Source organism: Haemophilus parainfluenzae (assembly GCF_003253005.1).
Taxonomy (GTDB): Bacteria; Pseudomonadota; Gammaproteobacteria; order Enterobacterales; family Pasteurellaceae; genus Haemophilus_D; species Haemophilus_D parainfluenzae_M.
Genome location: NZ_QEPZ01000002.1, coordinates 22671 through 40406, shown reverse-complemented (window position 1 = coordinate 40406; position 17736 = coordinate 22671). Strand labels below are relative to the sequence as shown.

At 39.6% G+C, this 17736-nt stretch carries 16 protein-coding genes and 1 riboswitch; of the genes, 2 read left to right on the top strand and 14 right to left on the bottom strand.

Annotated elements, in window-relative coordinates:
- Nucleotides 1-20 precede the first annotated feature (20 nt).
- Genes DPV97_RS02735 through DPV97_RS02720 form a run of 4 tightly spaced genes read right to left on the bottom strand, consistent with a single transcriptional unit; the run spans nt 21 to nt 2215 of the window.
- Nucleotides 21-287 (bottom strand): DUF5374 domain-containing protein, encoded by a 267-nt coding sequence (locus DPV97_RS02735; RefSeq protein ID WP_049364346.1) that lies wholly within the window; start codon nt 285-287, stop codon nt 21-23.
- A 13-nt stretch (nt 288-300) separates the two neighbouring features.
- On the bottom strand, nt 301-987 hold the full coding sequence (locus tag DPV97_RS02730) for a DUF2572 family protein (protein ID WP_070713578.1): 687 nt from the start codon (nt 985-987) through the stop codon (nt 301-303).
- Complete coding sequence (locus tag DPV97_RS02725) at nt 984-1700, bottom strand: PulJ/GspJ family protein (RefSeq protein WP_083313291.1); 717 nt, start codon at nt 1698-1700, stop codon at nt 984-986. Before DPV97_RS02725 ends, DPV97_RS02730 begins: the two co-directional genes overlap by 4 nt.
- A complete protein-coding gene (locus tag DPV97_RS02720) occupies nt 1697-2215 on the bottom strand; it encodes a prepilin-type cleavage/methylation domain-containing protein (RefSeq protein ID WP_070713571.1) in 519 nt (172 codons plus the stop codon). The genes DPV97_RS02725 and DPV97_RS02720 overlap by 4 nt, the downstream gene beginning before the upstream one ends.
- Nucleotides 2216-2415: 200 nt before the next feature.
- Here DPV97_RS02720 and suhB point away from each other — a divergent pair, with 200 nt between their 5' ends.
- Entirely contained in the window at nt 2416-3216 is an 801-nt protein-coding gene (suhB, locus tag DPV97_RS02715) for an inositol-1-monophosphatase (RefSeq protein WP_070713568.1), read from the top strand.
- A gap of 44 nt (nt 3217-3260) precedes the next feature.
- On the opposite strand, the gene bioB is transcribed toward suhB, so the two are convergent.
- The 9 genes from bioB to ompA all read right to left on the bottom strand — a co-directional run bounded on the left by bioB (nt 3261) and on the right by ompA (nt 11286).
- Complete coding sequence (gene bioB, locus DPV97_RS02710) at nt 3261-4277, bottom strand: biotin synthase BioB (RefSeq protein ID WP_070713566.1); 1017 nt, start codon at nt 4275-4277, stop codon at nt 3261-3263.
- Between the two features lie 73 nt (nt 4278-4350).
- Entirely contained in the window at nt 4351-4980 is a 630-nt protein-coding gene (gene thiQ, locus DPV97_RS02705; protein WP_049366108.1) for a thiamine ABC transporter ATP-binding protein, read from the bottom strand.
- Nucleotides 4973-6577, bottom strand: coding sequence for a thiamine/thiamine pyrophosphate ABC transporter permease ThiP (thiP, locus tag DPV97_RS02700; RefSeq protein WP_070713561.1), 1605 nt, complete (start codon nt 6575-6577; stop codon nt 4973-4975). Before thiP ends, thiQ begins: the two co-directional genes overlap by 8 nt.
- A 5-nt stretch (nt 6578-6582) precedes the next feature.
- Complete coding sequence (thiB, locus tag DPV97_RS02695; protein ID WP_070713559.1) at nt 6583-7581, bottom strand: thiamine ABC transporter substrate binding subunit; 999 nt, start codon at nt 7579-7581, stop codon at nt 6583-6585.
- Between the two features lie 35 nt (nt 7582-7616).
- A riboswitch (TPP riboswitch) is annotated at nt 7617-7709 on the bottom strand.
- Between the two features lie 144 nt (nt 7710-7853).
- A complete protein-coding gene (gene grxD / locus DPV97_RS02690) occupies nt 7854-8180 on the bottom strand; it encodes a Grx4 family monothiol glutaredoxin (protein ID WP_070713555.1) in 327 nt (108 codons plus the stop codon).
- 75 nt (nt 8181-8255) lie between these two features.
- Nucleotides 8256-9056 carry a TPM domain-containing protein gene (locus tag DPV97_RS02685; protein WP_005699433.1) on the bottom strand — a complete coding sequence of 267 codons (801 nt, stop codon included), beginning with the start codon at nt 9054-9056 and terminating at the stop codon, nt 8256-8258.
- Entirely contained in the window at nt 9049-9498 is a 450-nt protein-coding gene (locus DPV97_RS02680; RefSeq protein WP_014065676.1) for a TPM domain-containing protein, read from the bottom strand. Before DPV97_RS02680 ends, DPV97_RS02685 begins: the two co-directional genes overlap by 8 nt.
- A 9-nt stretch (nt 9499-9507) precedes the next feature.
- The gene (locus DPV97_RS02675; RefSeq protein ID WP_049364356.1) at nt 9508-10089 is read right to left on the bottom strand and encodes a LemA family protein; all 582 of its coding nucleotides are present in this window, start codon (nt 10087-10089) and stop codon (nt 9508-9510) included.
- Between the two features lie 102 nt (nt 10090-10191).
- A complete protein-coding gene (gene ompA / locus DPV97_RS02670; RefSeq protein WP_049366778.1) occupies nt 10192-11286 on the bottom strand; it encodes a porin OmpA in 1095 nt (364 codons plus the stop codon).
- Between the two features lie 400 nt (nt 11287-11686).
- Here ompA and ydiJ point away from each other — a divergent pair, with 400 nt between their 5' ends.
- Nucleotides 11687-14764, top strand: coding sequence for a D-2-hydroxyglutarate dehydrogenase YdiJ (ydiJ, locus tag DPV97_RS02665; RefSeq protein WP_070713550.1), 3078 nt, complete (start codon nt 11687-11689; stop codon nt 14762-14764).
- Nucleotides 14765-14846: 82 nt separating this feature from the next.
- On the opposite strand, the gene valS is transcribed toward ydiJ, so the two are convergent.
- On the bottom strand, nt 14847-17711 hold the full coding sequence (valS, locus tag DPV97_RS02660) for a valine--tRNA ligase (protein WP_070713548.1): 2865 nt from the start codon (nt 17709-17711) through the stop codon (nt 14847-14849).
- Nucleotides 17712-17736 lie beyond the last annotated feature (25 nt).

Below are 17736 nucleotides of genomic sequence, written 5' to 3'. Positions count from 1 at the left end.
AGCAAAAACAATGCGTTATTTTACTCGGTTTTCAATAAAAATTCACCTTGAGGATAGCGTATATTCACTTGATGATGACTGCATTGAATTGCAAATTGAATGCCATTTTGTTCTACGCTATTTTCACAAGACAAGCCTAAAAACTGACGTTGAGCCTGATTCTCAGCAATTTGAATTGCCTGAAATTCTTGAAAAATTCTGACCGCACTTTTTCGTTGCTCAGTCGTCCATCGGTTAAAAATCAAAAATAACCCGCTGAAAATCGATAAGGCTAATAAAAGTGACATTAACGACATTCCTTTATTCACTTTGATCTTGCGCACTTAAATCACTCCAACTTTTATCCACCAAACGCCATTGGCTATATTCTTGTACGAGTTTTGTCACCACGGCTTTACCGTAAGCCACCGTCACTCCCTCCTCTAACTTAAGCGAACCACCTGTAATCACTGCACCGCTTATTCGTCCTTTGCCGGTTAAGGTTAGATTTCCTTCTGCTAGCAGAATACCACTCACATTCCCTTTAATTTCTAATTGACTTTGCGTTATCCAATACACTTGTGGTGTTTTTTGAGCAGTTAAAACTGACTCTACTTTCACAAAGTGCGGTTGAAAATCAGCTTGTTTTTCGCTGGAAATAAAATCTCGCAGCATATTTTCATTAATGCCTTTTGTGGGCGATTTCTTAAATAACTCTGCACGTTTACACCAAACAGAATAGACCACTTTATCCTCTGCCCCTGAAGACTCGAAAAAGACTTGTTTCACTTTTTCAGGACCATTTAAAGGCAAGTTTTGACAAATGTGCGTTTGTTGGTGCTGACTGATTTTCTGTAACGCAAGGCTTTGTTCTACATAATATTTTCGCTGACTCATTTGAGCTCGAAAAAATGCAAAGATCTGTTCATCAAATAATAAGATCAATGCCAATAATCCCGAAAGTAAAATTAGCGCCGTCAGTGTCACAATCCCTTTTTTCATGATCATTCTTCTTGGTTTAATAAAGATACCACAAGCGAAGTTTCATATTGAATATGCTTATGTGTTGTAAGATTTCCCGCGAGTTTGATTTCAATCCCTTTCCCCGCCTTTAACCAATCAAAACGTAATTGAGAAATCTCAAACTCTTTTTCATCCAATAAATCTGTCCATCCACCACCAGCGTTACAAGTAGATTGGGTTAAAGCACGCTGACATTCTGCTGAACGACAATCCGCATTTACCGCATTTTTATAAGTTTGTTTGGTTTCGATCATTTTGCCGTTAAGTTTGTAACCAAATAGCTCCTTTTCGATATTTTTTGCCACATTTTTAACGCCATTTACGCAGGTATTTTTTGTGTATTTTTCACCAATACAACCATTACTATTCAAATCATAAAAAAATAAAACACAGCTATTTGATGGTGCATTGTCTGCTTGAGCGATGGTTATTGCTGTACCCTTTTCGTCTAATTCGAATAAAGCCAGATTATCTTCAATGAGTTTTTGGTTTACAGCTCGAAAGCCTACCCGACGCAGATCTTTCCCGATGAGTTGAATGGTACGTTGTAATTCCGCTTGTAATTTGAGTTGTAACATTAAACGCTGATTTTGCTGTTGAGTTTGGGCATAAAATTGTGCAACTAATAACAATAATAAAGCGGATAAGCCGAGTGAAATCAACAAGCTCACCAATGTTTCGCCTTTTAGAGGTTTCATCTTGTACATGCACTCGCCGCTTGATCAGACTTTAATTTGATGCTGCCAACATTGAAAAAAGAGAACAATGTTCGATGCTCTTCAGCTTGTAACATAAAACAATTCGTTTCCATGGTATTTCTGGCCCCATTAAATTTCACCGCCACTTCTGACGGATATAATTTAGGGCCTATCAGCATCGTTTTTCCTTCAAAATAAGGATAGTAAAAATGCGCATAAAGGTTTTTAGGACAATTCTGGGGATAAAAACAATCACAAAAATGATCACTTTTTACTTGAGCTGTGATACACCAACGTTGATTTGCCCTATCTTGATTGGCCAAAATAAACCAAATCGCCGATGAGTTTTCTGCCCTCGCTTGAATATTACGTAAGAAAAAATAAAGCCGTTGTTGCTCTTTTTCGAGAAAATATTTGGGATCGTTTTTCTGCCATTTAGGCAATGCAAACGCTAACGTTAAGCTTAAAATAAATAACGTAATCAAGGTTTCTAATAGCGTTATCCCTTTATACATAAAATGCCTTCTTTTTTGACCGCACTTTAAAAGTCCTTTAGAAGAAAGCCAAATTGGCTACTTTATTTTTGCGATACTGATCGCAAATTTCCTTTAAAAAACGGGAAAAACTGTGAATTAAACATTTTCAACTGGCTATTTACTAAAACTCCCTTATAATAGGCGACCTATTTATCTGTTCTTTAAAATCTGGTGGAAATATGAATCCAATGTTAAATATCGCTATTCGTGCGGCACGAAAAGCGGGCAACGTGATTGCTAAAAACTATGAGCGCCGTGATGACATCCAAACAAGTAAAAAAGGTATTAATGATTATGTGACTAGCGTCGATAAAGCCGCTGAAGCAGAGATCATTGAAATCATTCAAAAATCTTATCCTGATCATACAATTATCAGTGAAGAGCGTGGTGCATTAGAAGGCAAAGACAGTGATATTCAATGGGTAATTGATCCACTAGATGGCACAACCAACTTTGTAAAAGGTTTGCCACATTTCTCTGTATCTATTGCTATCCGTGTAAAAAACCGTACCGAAGTAGGTGTGGTTTACGATCCTATTCGTAATGAATTATTCACTGCTGTTCGTGGCGAAGGCGCAAAATTAAATGAAGTGCGTTTACGTGTCGATAGCCAAAATGAACTTAACGGGGCGATTTTAGCCACCGGTTTCCCATTCAAACAACCAAGCTTGATGCCAACTCAATTTGCTATCATGAATAACTTAATTGATGAAGCTGCCGATTTCCGTCGTACGGGTTCTGCCGCATTAGACCTTTGCTATGTGGCTTCAGGTCGCGTTGACGGTTATTTCGAAATAGGCTTAAAACCTTGGGATTGCGCAGCGGGTGATTTAATCGTGCGTGAAGCAGGCGGTTTAGTGTGTGATTTCAATGCGGGTCACGGCTATTTACGCTCAGGCAACATCGTGGCTGCTCCAGCGCGTATTTTAAAAGAAATGCTGAATAAAATTCAGCCTTGCTTAACGGAACAAGTTAAGTAAGACTCAATAAAAGTGCGGTAGGTTTCACCGCACTTTTTTTATGACTAATTTCTGTCGAGTGGTTTTCTATTTTCTTCCGTTTCTGGCTCAAGATCTAATTTAGCCATGAGCATCTGATCGCCATCTTCTTCTGGGTTGCCTGTCACTAACAATTTATCGCCATAGAAAATAGAGTTAGCACCAGCCATAAAACACATCGCTTGCATTTCTTCACTCATGCCTTGACGACCTGCAGAAAGACGAACATAACTTTTCGGCATAGTAATACGCGCAACGGCAATAGTGCGAACAAACTCTGTCCAATCTAAATCAGCTGCATCTGCCATTGGTGTGCCTTCTACTTTCACTAATTGATTAATTGGCACGGACTCTGGTTGCGGATCAAGATTTGCCAAACTTGCAATGAGACCAGCTCGCTCTTTACGGGTTTCGTTCATGCCCACAATACCGCCACAGCAAACTTTCAAACCGGCATGACGCACTTTTCCTAATGTGCTTAAACGATCATCAAAACGGCGTGTGCCAATAACATTGTGATAATTTTCTGGTGCGGTATCTATATTGTGGTTGTAATAATCCAATCCTGCATCTTTTAACTCTTCCGCCATACCATCTTGCAACAACCCAAAGGTCCCGCACGTTTCTAAGCCAATATCTTTTACCGCACGAATAATCGCCGTGACTTTTTCCATATCTTTAGGCTTAGGACCACGCCATGCCGCGCCCATACAAAAACGTCCTGCACCACGTGCTTTAGCAATTTTGGCTTTTTCGACAATTTCATCAATATCCAAGATCTGCTGATTTTGTACGCCTGTTTGATAACGGGCAGATTGTGGGCAATAACCACAGTCTTCAGGGCATCCACCCGTTTTAATCGACATCAACGTCGATAACTGTATCGCACCTGGGTTAAAATGCTCTCGATGCACTTGAGCCGCACGATAGACTAATTCTAAAAAAGGTGTTTCAAATAACGCTTCTACTTTACAAACAGACCAATACTCTACTGAGGGATGGGGCGTAATAGATGAAAGCTGTACTACATTTGTTGTGGTCATTATATTTTCCTCGTTTAAGCTATATAGCTTTTATTAAGTTGAGCATATTACTCTGCAATATGATAAAAAGAGATCAGATCACTTTTCCTTGATGAATTTCAATCACTCGATCAATATGCCGTTCAATTTCTTTGGGTTGATGTGTCACCAGTAACATGGTGAGTTTTTTCTCTTCACATAATTGATCCATTAAATCCTGCATTTCAATGCGTAGTTTAGGATCAAGCGCTGAAAAAGGCTCATCCAATAATAAAATGGGTTTATCTCGTAGCAAACAGCGCGCTAATGCCACTCGCTGTTTTTGTCCACCTGAAAGTGCGGTCGGTTTTCTCGTTAAAAAATCCTGTAAATTAACTGCTCTAGCAGCTTGTTCTACAAGTGCTTTTTCTTCTGCATTTAAGGCTAAATTCGGTTTTAAACCTAAGGCGACATTATCTTCTACGGAAAGATGAGTAAAGAGATTATTTTCCTGAAATAGCATGGAAACAGGGCGTTCAAAAGGTGCCGTTTTAGTATGGTTTTCACCACTGAGCCAAATCTCGCCACTATCAGCATATTCAAAGCCGGCAATTAAATTCAGCAAGGTACTTTTTCCTGCACCACTTTCACCAATGATGGCGATTTTTTCCTGGGCTTGAATATGTAAATCAAATACCATCGGCATGGATTGATAATTGAAGACTACATTATTTAATTTAATCATGTTGTTCCTTCTGCCCTTCAATGAACATAAATAAACCTAAACATAAGCCCAATAAAATCAATGCCGTCACTGCCGCTTCTTGGCTTCGATATTGCCCGATTTGTTGATAAAGCAAATGAGGCAAAGAAGTAAAATCAGGGCTACCAAATAAGGCTATCGCTGTAAAATCGCCGAGTGATAAAGTTGTCGCAAGCGCCAAGGCATATTTCAACGGTGCTTTTAGTAGCGGATATTCAATTAAACGAAAACGCTGCCAGCCTGTAATATTCAGCGATAAACAGAGTTTTTCATAATATTGCATTGATTGATTCATTGGTGTATTGAGAATTTTGATCACAAATGGCAAGGCAGCCAAGGCGTTACAAACAGATACCACTACAAACAAATGTCCTGCTGAAAAATCAATATCTTGTAACCAAAGGAATAAGCCGACTGCTAAGACAATCGTCGGAATGGCTAAAATCATCATTCCCCCCGTTAAAATAAAGTGAGCTAATTTAGGGTGATATAACCATTGTAGTTGACGAGAAAGTAACAATAAGAAAAATCCAAATAATACCGATAAAATACCTGCTGCTGGTGCCATGGTTAATGAATAAGCAATCGCCTTCCATAATTGTGGATTTTGCCAATAGCTAAATAATTGGGTAGCTGACAAACCTTGTAAAACAATATTGAATAAGGGACTTAAAATAAATAAGCACACCGAGAATAAGACAAAAACATGTCCAAATTTGACCGCACTTGAAACAGGTAAAACCCATCGATAACGTTGCGATATCTGCGTTTCAGGTGCTTTCGCCCAATATTGTGAAAGCGAAAATAACGCAAAACAAAAAGCAAATTGTACAAGCGCAAAAAGTGCGGCTTTAGGTAAATCAAACTCAAAGAAAATGGCTTGGTAAATGGCGACTTCTAATGTGCTGTTTTGTGGTCCGCCACCCAGTGCCAAGACAATCGTAAAACTAGTGAAACACAACATAAAAATCAGTACAAAGGCAGACACTATTTGGCTTTTCAAATAAGGCCATTCAATTAAGCGGAAAAATGTGAAACCTTTGATATTCAATTGTGCCGCGAGTTGATGCTGTTCAGTCGGTACACTTTGCAAAGCTTGCAAGCTCATTCGTGCCGCTAAAGGAATATTAAAAAATAAATGAGCAATGAGAATGCCATTTAAACCATAAATGGAGGGGTTACATGATATACCTAAGGTTTTCAGTAGTTGTGTTAGCCAACCGGCAGTGCCATAAATACCAATTAGACCGAAAATAGCCAGTAATGCAGGCAAGACAAAGGTAAGTGAAAAAATGCGTAAAATGAGCAATTTGCCTTTGAAATCTAAATAGAAGAAAGCACGTGCAAATAACGTTCCAATTACGCTAGAAAACAAGGCTGATAAGAATGCCTGCCCAAAGCTAAAGGCAATGACCTGATGTAAATAATCGTCTTTTAAGAAATCAGATAAGGCATAACCACTTCCTACTGAAAAAACCGCAGAAAGGGAAAAACCATAGAGTAAAACAATGAAAAAAATGACCGCACTTCCGCCCAAATAATGGCGAGGACGAAAATGCGGATGTTGCAATAAGCGCATTAAGATTACTTAGATAAGGCTTTTTGCCATTGGTTGATCCAGCCTTTAAGCTGCTCACTTGTCACCTTAGTGGTATCTAAAATACGCATTGATTTTGCACGAGAATTAAGCGCATCAATATGACTTTCGATATTGGTTTCTACCACAGGTAACATCACATTATTTTTGGCAATATCCGCTTGAGCTTGCGGTGAAAGCAAGAATCCTAAAAATTCATCAGCACAGGTATTATTACGGTCAGCGACTTTTGCCGCAACTTCAACTTGTAATACGCTCCCCTCTACAAATTCCGTTGCCACATAATTGTCCTTTTGTTCAGAAAGAATATGGTAAATCGGTGAAGTATTGACGCTTAAAACCACATCACCTTCGCCTTTTAAAAAGGCCCCATAAGACTCAGTCCAACCTTTGGTGACCGTGACCGTATGTTTAGAAAGGGTTTTCCAAGCATTTGCGACATCTGCTGCTGGATAAACGGCATTCATCCAAAGCAATAAGCCCCGTCCAATACTGCTTGTACGCGGATCTTGATATAACACTTTAAGATCTTGACGCTCAACTAATTCTTTTAAGCTCTTTGGTGGGTTTGCCAATTTATTCTTGTCATAAATAAACGCATACTGAGCATAATCAAATGGTAAGAAAGTATTATTTTCCCATTTTATTGGTAAACGTAACTGGCTTAAATCTACTTTATTTGGCTCAAAAATATTGAGTTTTTGTGCATCCTCAATTTGATAGCTATCTAAACCAAGCACCACATCCGCCTTAATTTTTTTACCTTCTAGACGAACACGGTTAAACAAGGTGCCATTATTATCAAAAGCCACATAATTCAGCTTACATTGCGGGAATTGTTGTTCAAAAGCCGCTTTAACTTTTGGTCCAGCACTCCAATCAGCACTAAATGAATCATAAGTATAAACATCTAATATTTGAGGAGCAGCTTGTGCGAAAGTGGAAGTGGTAAAAAGTGCGGTTAAAATGGGAAGAGTTTTGTTCATTATGCGTTCTCCTTATTTTTGCATAACGAAACAGCATAATGAGATGATTAGTTTCCTACGCCAGCATTATCTGTTTCAGGTTCACGGGTATTTCTCAGCCATTAATAGAGGCACCCCGACTAACGCGATGTAGTCTATCTTAAGGAAATTTAATCAACAAGTTATTTCATTTAAAAATGTTAATTAGATCACACTTTTCTATCTGGTTTATCATTTTTTGAGCAAAAGAAAACCTGCTAAAAAGCAGGTTTATCTTGATAATCAGTCATCAATTAAGCTTGATGTTTAGCCGCTACTTCGCTTAATAAAGTTTGAAGTTCGCCAGCTTGATACATTTCTAAAATAATATCACAACCACCAATTAACTCACCTTCTACCCATAATTGTGGGAAAGTTGGCCAGTTCGCATAAGTCGGTAATTCAGCACGAATATCTGGGTGTTGAAGAATATCAACATAGCCGAAAGGCACTTTGCAATTCATTAATGCTTCAGATGCACGCGCAGAGAAACCACAAGAAGGTAATTTTGGTGAACCTTTCATGTAAATTAAAATTGGATTTTCAGCGATTTGTTTTTTGATTTTGTCTAACGTTTCCATAATGTTCCTTGTTCAAATAAGTCTGAATAGGGCGCTATTCTAGCATAAGATAGAACCTGAGTGAAAGACTTGGTCTTACCAACTTCCACCTGCTCCACCGCCGCCGAAGCTACCGCCGCCAAAGCCACCACCGGAAGAACCGCCTCCGCCGAATCCTCCACCAAATCCGCCTCCGAAACCGGAGCCACCACCACGGCGACGAGAAATCGTACTTTGACGAATGATTTTATTCAGTTGGTCGCGTTGATTCGGGCTAATATATACTTCATCTTTGTGATATTGGAATTCACCAAATAATACAATAGCAATAAACGCCAATACCATTAAGAATGGAATGTACTTATCGAACGCATCTTCTTCAACTTGTGCTGCATCAAACTCGCCTTTACTTGCCGCAATAATTTGGTTTAAGCCGTCATTAATACCTTGCGCATATTGGCCTTGTTTAAATTGTGGCAAAATTGCCGAACGGATGACTTGCGATAAAAAAGCATCGGGCAAAACACCTTCTAAACCTTGCCCTGTTGCAATAAAGACTTTGCGATCATCCTTCGCAATCAGCATCAACACACCATTATTCAGATTTTTACGTCCAATGCCCCATTTATCACCTAAAGCAAAGGTATAATCAGCAATTTCATATTCACCGGTTGTCGGAACTAAAACGACAGCGATTTGTGAACTCGTTTCTTTACTATAAGCAATCAGTTTATTTTCTAAAATTTGCTTATGTTCTGATGAAAGTGTGTTGGTGTAATCGTTTATGTAATGGAAAGGATTTGGTGCAGGCGGAAATTCTGCCGCAACAACCATTTGAGCAAAAAAAACAAGGCTAAAAACAACCGCACTTTTCATAAAAGATAAAAGCTTAGCCATTAATAATTACCTCATTAGATAATTCATTCACATCATCAGGCTGAATAGGGAAATGGCGAGATAAAATATCACTGATACGATCAATCGCATCGACAATACCTTGTGTATAAGCTTTTTGTTTAAACTGCTCAATCATTAAATCGCATTGTAACTGCCAATAAGCCACATCAACAAATTGATGAATGCCTTTATCACCTACGATTGCACAGAGATGATTTTTATATCCCACATAAATCAACACGGCATTTTGTGCCGCTGTTTTATGCATTTCCAGTTCATCAAACACTTCTAAAGCACGTTCCATTGCTGATAATTGTGCTGAAGCCTTTGGTACTTTGCGTTCAATATAAACACGTAACTCAGCCGAACTTAAGCTTTCGAGGCGACTAATCGCCGCCTCGATTTGCTTTTTATCTACCGGAATTCTGGAAAAGAATGGCATAGATAAACCTTAGTTAAAGTTTACAGTCGGTGCGTTTTCAGCGCCTGCAGCTGATTTAAAGTAAGGTTTAGCTTTAAAACCAAAAATCATTGCCGCTAATTTAGTTGGGAATTGACGTACTTTTTCATTATAAATACGCGCTGCTTCATTAAATTTATTACGAGCGACATTGATACGGTTTTCTGTACCTTCAAGTTGCGCTTGTAAGTTCATAAAGCCTTCGTTCGCTTTTAATTGTGGGTATTGTTCTACAGTAACAAGTAAACGAGATAATGCTGAGCCTACTTGATTTTGGTTTTGTTGGAATTCGTTTAATTGTTCTTCCGTTAAATTAGACGGATCAATTTTAGTTTGTGTCGCTTTTGCACGCGCTTCGATTACATTGGTTAATGTTTGTTGTTCAAAATTAGCTTGACCTTTTACAGTATTCACTAAGTTTGGAATTAAATCAGCACGACGTTGATAAGATGATTCAACATTTGCCCAAACAGAATCAATTTCAGTTTCTGCTTTAACTAAGCCATTGTAGCTAGACATTAAGCCAAAACCTGCAGCAACTGCGATAATAATCAAGATAATCCACTTTTTCATTCAAAAATTCCTTCAATTTATAGGTTTAATTTATATAAGAAAAGACCTAAACCGAAGTTTAGGTCTTCTAATGCTAATCCGTTAATGGATAACTAAATAAAATTATTTAGTACCGTTAACTGCGATTTCAACACGACGGTCTGGTGCTAAACAAGCGATAAGTGCTTTACGACCTTTAACCGCATCACAAGTAGAACCTGTAACTGGGTTAGCTTTACCGTGACCAGTTGCAGAGATGTTTTGAGCAGGAACACCTTTAGCTACTAAGTAGTTAGCTACAGAGTCTGCACGACGTTGTGATAATTTTAAGTTTGGTGCATCTTTACCGATACGGTCTGTATAACCAGCAACTGCTACGTTAGCGTTGTTGATTTGAGCGATTTCACCATAGATACCGTCTAAAGTTGCTTTAGCTTGTGGTTTTAAGTTAGCTTTACCGAAAGCGAAAGTTACATCAGAGCTTAAGTTGAAAGTTTTGCTTACAACTTCAGGTGCAACAACTGGAGCAGCACCTTGACCGAAACGGTAAGATAAACCAGCGTTGATAGAACCGATCCATGGGTTGTAGTCAGCTGCTTGACCTTGAACACCATTATAATTACGTAATTTACCTACGCGAGTTAACCATTGGTATTCTAAACGTAATGCTAACTCTGGTAATGATGGTAATGCATATTCAACACCAGCTGCGAACATTGGAGAAACTCGTAAGCTGTGTTCACCTTTAGCGTGGTTACGTGCACCAGAAGTTGCATCGTAATCTTTATAGTCTGAACGTACTAAAGCTGCACCAACACGACCATAAACATCTAAGCCTTCTAAAGCAGAAGTTAAACCACCAAGACCGTAGCTACCTTTAAAGCTTAAGTGTGCACCGTGGTTAGTGTGTTTAAAGTCAGTTTTACCAGCTGTACGGAATTTAGCACGACCAAAATCGTCATAACCCAATTCTACCGCTAAACCTAAGTTATCACGGTTTAAGATTTGATAACCACCAAATACACCATATGTAACAGAGTTACGGTGGTAACCTTCACCAAAGTTTAATGCTTTACCTGCATTAGCTTTGATACCATCGTGGAAAGAAGCTTGACCAACTTTAGCACCTGCATAGAAAGTATTTTCTTGTGGAGCTGCTTGAGCTACAGAAGCTGCTGCTAAACCAGCAACGACTAATGCGATTGCAGTTTTTTTCATTTTGATGTCCTCTATTTAGTCATCGTTATTAATAAGAAAAGTTTCCTTGTTTATTGTGAACTTTATAAAAAAGAAACACTCTAAACGTTGCTTAACTAGGGTTTTGAATTTGCCCTAACTTATCCTTTTGACAAATTCAATTCCTTTGCCATAGCCAAAGGAACGTTCAAAAGTATGGTTATTATCCTATAAAAACACCAAAGATCAAACTTTTTTTGCCCTTTTTGGTTATTTTATAGACAAACAACCCCTAAAATGAACATTTGTTCACAAAAATCGGGTTACTTTTTAACCCGATTTCTATTCTAACAAAAAATATCTTTTGTTGAAATCGACTTTTTTTTGAGCTTCATATATCATCAAATTCACTTTCTTCTCTTATATATAGGTGAGTGATTTTATGTTGCCCCGTCTTTCTAATGTGCCACAACTTAATAACGTGGTAAGTGATTATCTTAACGAACTCCAAAAACAGCATTTTGAAGGTGATATTGCCTCAAATTATGCTGACCGCTTAAGTCTTGCGACAGATAACAGCGTTTATCAACAACTTCCACAAGCTATTTTATTTCCTAAATCGGTCGCAGATATAGTACGTATCACCAAATTAGCGAATAAAGAGAAATACCTTCATCTAACCTTTACACCTCGCGGTGGCGGCACGGGTACCAATGGACAATCTATAAATAACAACATTATTGTCGACCTCTCTCGCCACATGATGAGCATTTTAGAGCTTAATATAGAAGAACGTTGGGTTCGCGTGCAGGCGGGCGTAGTAAAAGACCAACTCAACCAATTTCTAAAACCACACGGATTATTCTTTGCACCAGAGCTCTCCACAAGTAATCGAGCAACACTAGGTGGCATGATTAATACCGATGCTTCCGGTCAAGGCTCATTACAATACGGAAAAACCTCTGATCATGTTTTAGCATTACGTTCTGTTTTAATGAATGGTGAAATATTAGATACAAGTGAGATCAAATCTGATGATGTTTTAGAAAACTACCCACTTGCAGAAAATGGCAAAACGTTACATCAAACGATTTTCCAACGTTGTAAAGAGAAGCGCGCCTCAATCATTCAAGATTTACCACAACTCAATCGCTTCCTCACCGGTTACGATCTTAAGAATGTCTTTAATAAAGATGAAAGTGAATTTAACCTCACCCGAATTTTAACGGGCTCAGAAGGTTCACTTGCGTTTATCTGTGAAGCTAAACTTAATTTATTGCCGATTCCTAAATATCGCACCTTAATTAATGTGAAGTACAGCTCATTTGATGCTGCGCTTCGCAATGCACCGTTTATGGTGAAAGCCAATGCTCTTTCCGTTGAAACCGTCGATTCCAAAGTGCTGAACCTTGCTAAGCAAGATATTATTTGGCATTCAGTGAAAGAACTTTTAACAGAAGAAGAACAAAATCCAATTCTAGGTTTAAACATTGTGGAATATGCGGGCAACAATCAAGCCAAAATCGACAGCCAAGTGAGCGCACTTTGTCAGCAATTAGATGAAAAAATTGCACAAGGCCAAGATCACATTATCAGCTATCAACTTTGTTCTGACTTGCCTTCTATTGAACGTATTTATGCTATGCGTAAAAAAGCGGTGGGGCTATTGGGGAATGCGAAAGGTGCACCCAAACCGATTCCTTTTGTGGAAGATACCTGTGTGCCACCAGAACATCTTGCGGATTACATTGCAGAGTTTAGAGCCTTATTAGATAGTCACAATCTGCAATATGGGATGTTTGGCCATGTTGATGCTGGCGTATTGCATGTTCGCCCCGCTTTAGACCTATGCGATAAAGAACAAGTAAAGCTCTTTAAACAAATTTCAGATGAAGTAGCTGAACTCACGGTGAAATATGGCGGTTTGTTATGGGGGGAACACGGCAAAGGCGTACGATCTCATTATGGAGAGAAGTTTTTTACACCTGAACTTTGGCAGGAATTGCGTTATGTGAAATTCTTATTTGATCCAAATAATCGTCTCAATCCAGGTAAAATCTGTACACCACTTAATAGCGATGCGGAGCTCTATTCGATTCTCTCGCCGATGCGTGCGGACAATGATCGCCAAATCCCGATTCAAATGCGAGATGAATTCAAAGGCGCAATGAACTGTAACGGCAATGGACTTTGCTTTAACTTTGATGAGCACAGTATTATGTGCCCTTCCATGAAAGTGAGTAAAAATCGCGTATTCTCACCAAAAGGACGAGCCGCGATGGTGCGTGAATGGTTGAGATTAATGGCCAATGAAAACGTATCGCCTGATCAATTAGATTTTCATAAAACACAAGTGAAACTGACCGCACTTGTGGAGCGTTTCCGCAATAGCGTACAGAAATGGCGCGGTGAGTATGATTTCTCACATGAAGTGAAAGGCGCAATGGATACTTGTCTGGCTTGTAAAGCCTGTGCAAGCCAATGCCCGATTAAAATTGATGTACCAAGTTTCCGTGCAAAATTTTTCCATTTTTACCACAGCCGGTATTTGCGTCCAGCCAAAGATCATATTGTGGCGAATTTAGAAGTAGCAGCACCTTATATGGCGAAACAACCGGCATTATTCAATTATTTCACCAAACTGAAAGTTACTCAAAGCTTGGTTGAAAAAACGCTTGGCATGACAGATTTGCCTCTCCTTTCAGAGCCAAACCTTCAACAGCAATTAGTGGAAATTGGCTACCAAGGCAAAAAATTAGAAGAATTAGAAGATCTCAGTGCTACAGAAAAAGCCAATATGCTCTTTATCGTGCAAGATCCTTATACCTCTTATTACGATGCCAAAGTCGTTCGCGATTTTGTCGCTCTCACACAAAAACTAGGTTTTGAGCCAATCCTTCTCCCTTTTAAACCGAACGGCAAAGCCATGCATATTAAAGGTTTTTTAACTCGCTTTAGTAAAACAGCGAAAACACAAGCGGAGTTTTTAAATCGCGTCGCCAAATTAAATGTGCCTTTAGTCGGCGTAGATCCAGCGATTGTGCTTTCTTATCGAGATGAATATAAAGAGGTCTTAGGTGATTCTCGCGGTGACTTCCATGTACTCACAGCACATGAATGGCTGACCAATCAATTAGAAAGTAACGCATTACAAAGTGCGGTGAAAAATATCGCGAAATCTGACCGCACTTTTGAGTGGCATTTATTCCCTCATTGTACTGAATCCACCTTTATGCCAAACAGTCCAAAAGAATGGCAGCATATTTTTTCACAATTTGGACAAACCTTGAATGTTGAAAAAGTCGGCTGTTGTGGCATGGCGGGCGTATTTGGCCATGAAGTTCAAAATCAAACTATGTCAAAAGATATTTACGACGTATCATGGGGCAAAAAATTACAAGGTAAAGATCCGAATCATTGTCTCGCAACCGGCTATTCCTGCCGTAGCCAAGTGAAGCGATATGAAAAAGCTATCTTGAAACACCCTGTTCAAGCATTGCTTGAAGTGCTGAATAACTAGAATAGATTTTCTACTTACCACAATATCGCAGAAAATAAAAAGCGGCCAGATTTTAAATCTGACCGCTTTCTTTATTTAAAAACTACAACGCTTCAATCGCTTTATACTGCTCTTGGATTTTTTCTAATCCAGATTGGTATTCTGCTTGTTTTTCTCGCTCTTTTGCAATCACTGCTTCAGGTGCTTTAGCCACGAAAGCTTCGTTGCTGAGTTTATTCTCGATACGTTTAACTTCATTTTGATATTTTTCAATCTCTTTAGTTAAACGCGCAATCTCTGCTTCTTTATTGATAAAGCCAGCCATTGGTACGAGCAATTCCGCATTGCCGACGAGTTTCGCTACCGCAAGCGGTGCAGTTTCATTTGCAGCTAATACTTGAACGTTATCTAATTTCGCCATGGCTTTTAAAAGAGCGGTCTGTTTTTCGAGAATTTTTGCGTTTTCTGCGCTTAAATTACGGAATAACAGATCTAAACCTTTGCTTGGTGCGATGTTGCTTTCTGCACGGATATTACGTACCGCAACGATCACTTCTTTTAACCACTCAATTTCAGCTTCCGCCTCTGGATCAAAGCCGTTTTCTTCCACTTGTGGGAAAGATTGCAACATAATGCTGTCTGCAGTAATGTCCACAAATCCTTTCACTTTTTGCCAAATTTCTTCGGTAATAAATGGAATGAGTGGATGTGCTAAACGTAATAATTTTTCTAATATATGAACCAAGGTTTGGCTTGCCGCACGGATTTGTGCTGCGTTGCCGTTTGCAAATACTGGTTTAGTCAATTCTAAATACCAGTCACAGAATTGGTTCCAAGTAAACTCATAAATCGCATTGGCACAAAGGTCGAAACGATATTGGCTTAATGAATTACGGAAAGTTTCCACGGTACGATTGAATTCTGATTGAATCCAACGATCCACTAATGAGAATTCGATCTCGCCTTCGCTTAAATCTAATTTTTCATTCGTTAAGACGAAACGGCTTGCATTCCATAATTTATTACAGAAGTTGCGGTAGCCTTCTAAACGTTTCATATCCCAGTTGATATCACGACCGTTTGAAGCCAATGCGGCTAATGTGAAACGCAATGCGTCTGTGCCGTGAGCAGCAATGCCGTCCGCAAATTCTTTACGGGTTGCTTTAGCAATTTTCTCTGCCAATTGCGGCTGCATCATGTTGCCAGTGCGTTTTTCAAGTAAATCTTCAAGGCTGATACCGTCAATCATGTCGATTGGATCGAGCACGTTACCTTTTGATTTCGACATTTTTTGACCTTGCTCATCACGGATCAAGCCTGTTACGTACACGGTTTTGAATGGCACTTGCGGTTTGCCATTTTCATCTTTCACGAAGTGCATCGTAAACATAATCATACGCGCAACCCAGAAGAAGATGATGTCGAAGCCAGTGATTAACACATCCGTTGGGTGGAACATTTTGAGCTCTTTAGTTTGCTCTGGCCAACCTAAGGTAGAGAACGTCCATAAGCCTGATGAGAACCATGTATCTAACACGTCTTCATCTTGTTTGAGTTCAACCGCAGAATCTAAGTTGTATTTTGACCGCACTTCGGCTTCGTTGCGAGCCACATAAACGTTACCTTCCGCGTCATACCACGCTGGAATACGGTGTCCCCACCAAAGTTGGCGAGAGATACACCAATCTTGAATATCACGCATCCAAGAGAAATAAAGGTTTTCGTATTGTTTTGGCACGAATTGGATTTCGCCGTCTTCCACTGCTTTAATCGCTACATCAGCAAGCGGTTTCACACTCACATACCATTGGTCGGTTAGCATCGGCTCAATCGGCACGCCACCACGGTCGCCATAAGGCACTTTCAAATCGTGCGGTTTGATTTCGTCTAATAAACCAAGTGCTTCAAAATCTGCCACGATTTTCTTACGCGCAGCAAAACGCTCTAAACCACGAAAATCTGCAGGAATTGCCGCTTCATAGCCAGAAAGTGGTTTGCCATCTGTGCCGATAATTTCCGCTTCATCACGAATATCTGCGTTTAAGGTTAACACGTTAACCATCGGCAAACTGTGACGTTTACCCACTTCATAGTCGTTAAAGTCGTGCGCAGGGGTGATTTTCACCACACCAGTACCAAATTCACGATCCACATATTCATCGGCAATAATCGGAATTTCACGGTTTGCCAATGGCAGAACCACAGTTTTTCCGATTAAAGATTGATAACGCTCATCTTCAGGATGCACCGCCACCGCTGTATCGCCCAACATGGTTTCTGGACGCGTGGTTGCCACCACTAAATAATCTTTACCATCTGCCGTTTTTGCACCGTTTGCTAACGGATAACGGAAATGCCAAAGGGAACCTTTGCTCTCTTTGTTTTCTACTTCTAAGTCAGAAATTGCGGTATGAAGTTTTGGATCCCAGTTTACTAAGCGTTTGCCACGGTAAATCAAACCTTCTTCGTGCAAACGAACAAACACTTCTTTTACCGCATTCGATAAACCATCGTCCATCGTGAAACGCTCACGTTCCCAGTCGATAGAGTTCCCTAAACGACGCATTTGTTGGCTGATTGTGCCACCAGAATAGGCTTTCCAATCCCAAATTTTGTTGATAAACGCTTCACGGCCATAATCATGGCGGGTTTTGCCTTCTTCAGCCGCAATTTTACGTTCCACCACCATTTGGGTTGCGATACCCGCATGGTCTGTCCCCGCTTGCCATAAGGTGTTATGCCCTTCCATACGATTGAAACGGATTAAGGTATCCATTAAGGTTTGTTGGAAAGCATGCCCCATGTGTAGAGAACCTGTTACGTTTGGCGGCGGAATTGCAATGCAATAGCTCGGTGCATTTTCATTTTCAGACGGTTTAAAATAACCGCTCTCTTCCCAATGTTGATAAAGGGCTTGTTCTACCGCAGACGGATTAAAACGGTCTGCCATTTCGAATTTTTGTGTCATTTATTTTTCTCTTTGATAGGGTGCA

What these genes read in the sequence shown, in the direction of transcription:
- thiB (WP_070713559.1), bottom strand. Translation starts at nt 7,581, where the DNA reads ATGAACAAAACTCTTCCCATTTTAACCGCACTTTTTACCACTTCCACT.
- DPV97_RS02675 (WP_049364356.1), bottom strand. Translation starts at nt 10,089, where the DNA reads ATGAAAAAGTGGATTATCTTGATTATTATCGCAGTTGCTGCAGGTTTT.
- DPV97_RS02725 (WP_083313291.1), bottom strand. Translation starts at nt 1,700, where the DNA reads ATGAAACCTCTAAAAGGCGAAACATTGGTGAGCTTGTTGATTTCACTC.
- DPV97_RS02720 (WP_070713571.1), bottom strand. Translation starts at nt 2,215, where the DNA reads ATGTATAAAGGGATAACGCTATTAGAAACCTTGATTACGTTATTTATT.
- suhB (WP_070713568.1), top strand. Translation starts at nt 2,416, where the DNA reads ATGAATCCAATGTTAAATATCGCTATTCGTGCGGCACGAAAAGCGGGC.
- DPV97_RS02730 (WP_070713578.1), bottom strand. Translation starts at nt 987, where the DNA reads ATGATCATGAAAAAAGGGATTGTGACACTGACGGCGCTAATTTTACTT.
- valS (WP_070713548.1), bottom strand. Translation starts at nt 17,711, where the DNA reads ATGACACAAAAATTCGAAATGGCAGACCGTTTTAATCCGTCTGCGGTA.
- DPV97_RS02735 (WP_049364346.1), bottom strand. Translation starts at nt 287, where the DNA reads ATGTCACTTTTATTAGCCTTATCGATTTTCAGCGGGTTATTTTTGATT.
- ompA (WP_049366778.1), bottom strand. Translation starts at nt 11,286, where the DNA reads ATGAAAAAAACTGCAATCGCATTAGTCGTTGCTGGTTTAGCAGCAGCT.
- grxD (WP_070713555.1), bottom strand. Translation starts at nt 8,180, where the DNA reads ATGGAAACGTTAGACAAAATCAAAAAACAAATCGCTGAAAATCCAATT.
- bioB (WP_070713566.1), bottom strand. Translation starts at nt 4,277, where the DNA reads ATGACCACAACAAATGTAGTACAGCTTTCATCTATTACGCCCCATCCC.
- ydiJ (WP_070713550.1), top strand. Translation starts at nt 11,687, where the DNA reads ATGTTGCCCCGTCTTTCTAATGTGCCACAACTTAATAACGTGGTAAGT.
- thiQ (WP_049366108.1), bottom strand. Translation starts at nt 4,980, where the DNA reads ATGATTAAATTAAATAATGTAGTCTTCAATTATCAATCCATGCCGATG.
- DPV97_RS02685 (WP_005699433.1), bottom strand. Translation starts at nt 9,056, where the DNA reads ATGGCTAAGCTTTTATCTTTTATGAAAAGTGCGGTTGTTTTTAGCCTT.
- DPV97_RS02680 (WP_014065676.1), bottom strand. Translation starts at nt 9,498, where the DNA reads ATGCCATTCTTTTCCAGAATTCCGGTAGATAAAAAGCAAATCGAGGCG.
- thiP (WP_070713561.1), bottom strand. Translation starts at nt 6,577, where the DNA reads ATGCGCTTATTGCAACATCCGCATTTTCGTCCTCGCCATTATTTGGGC.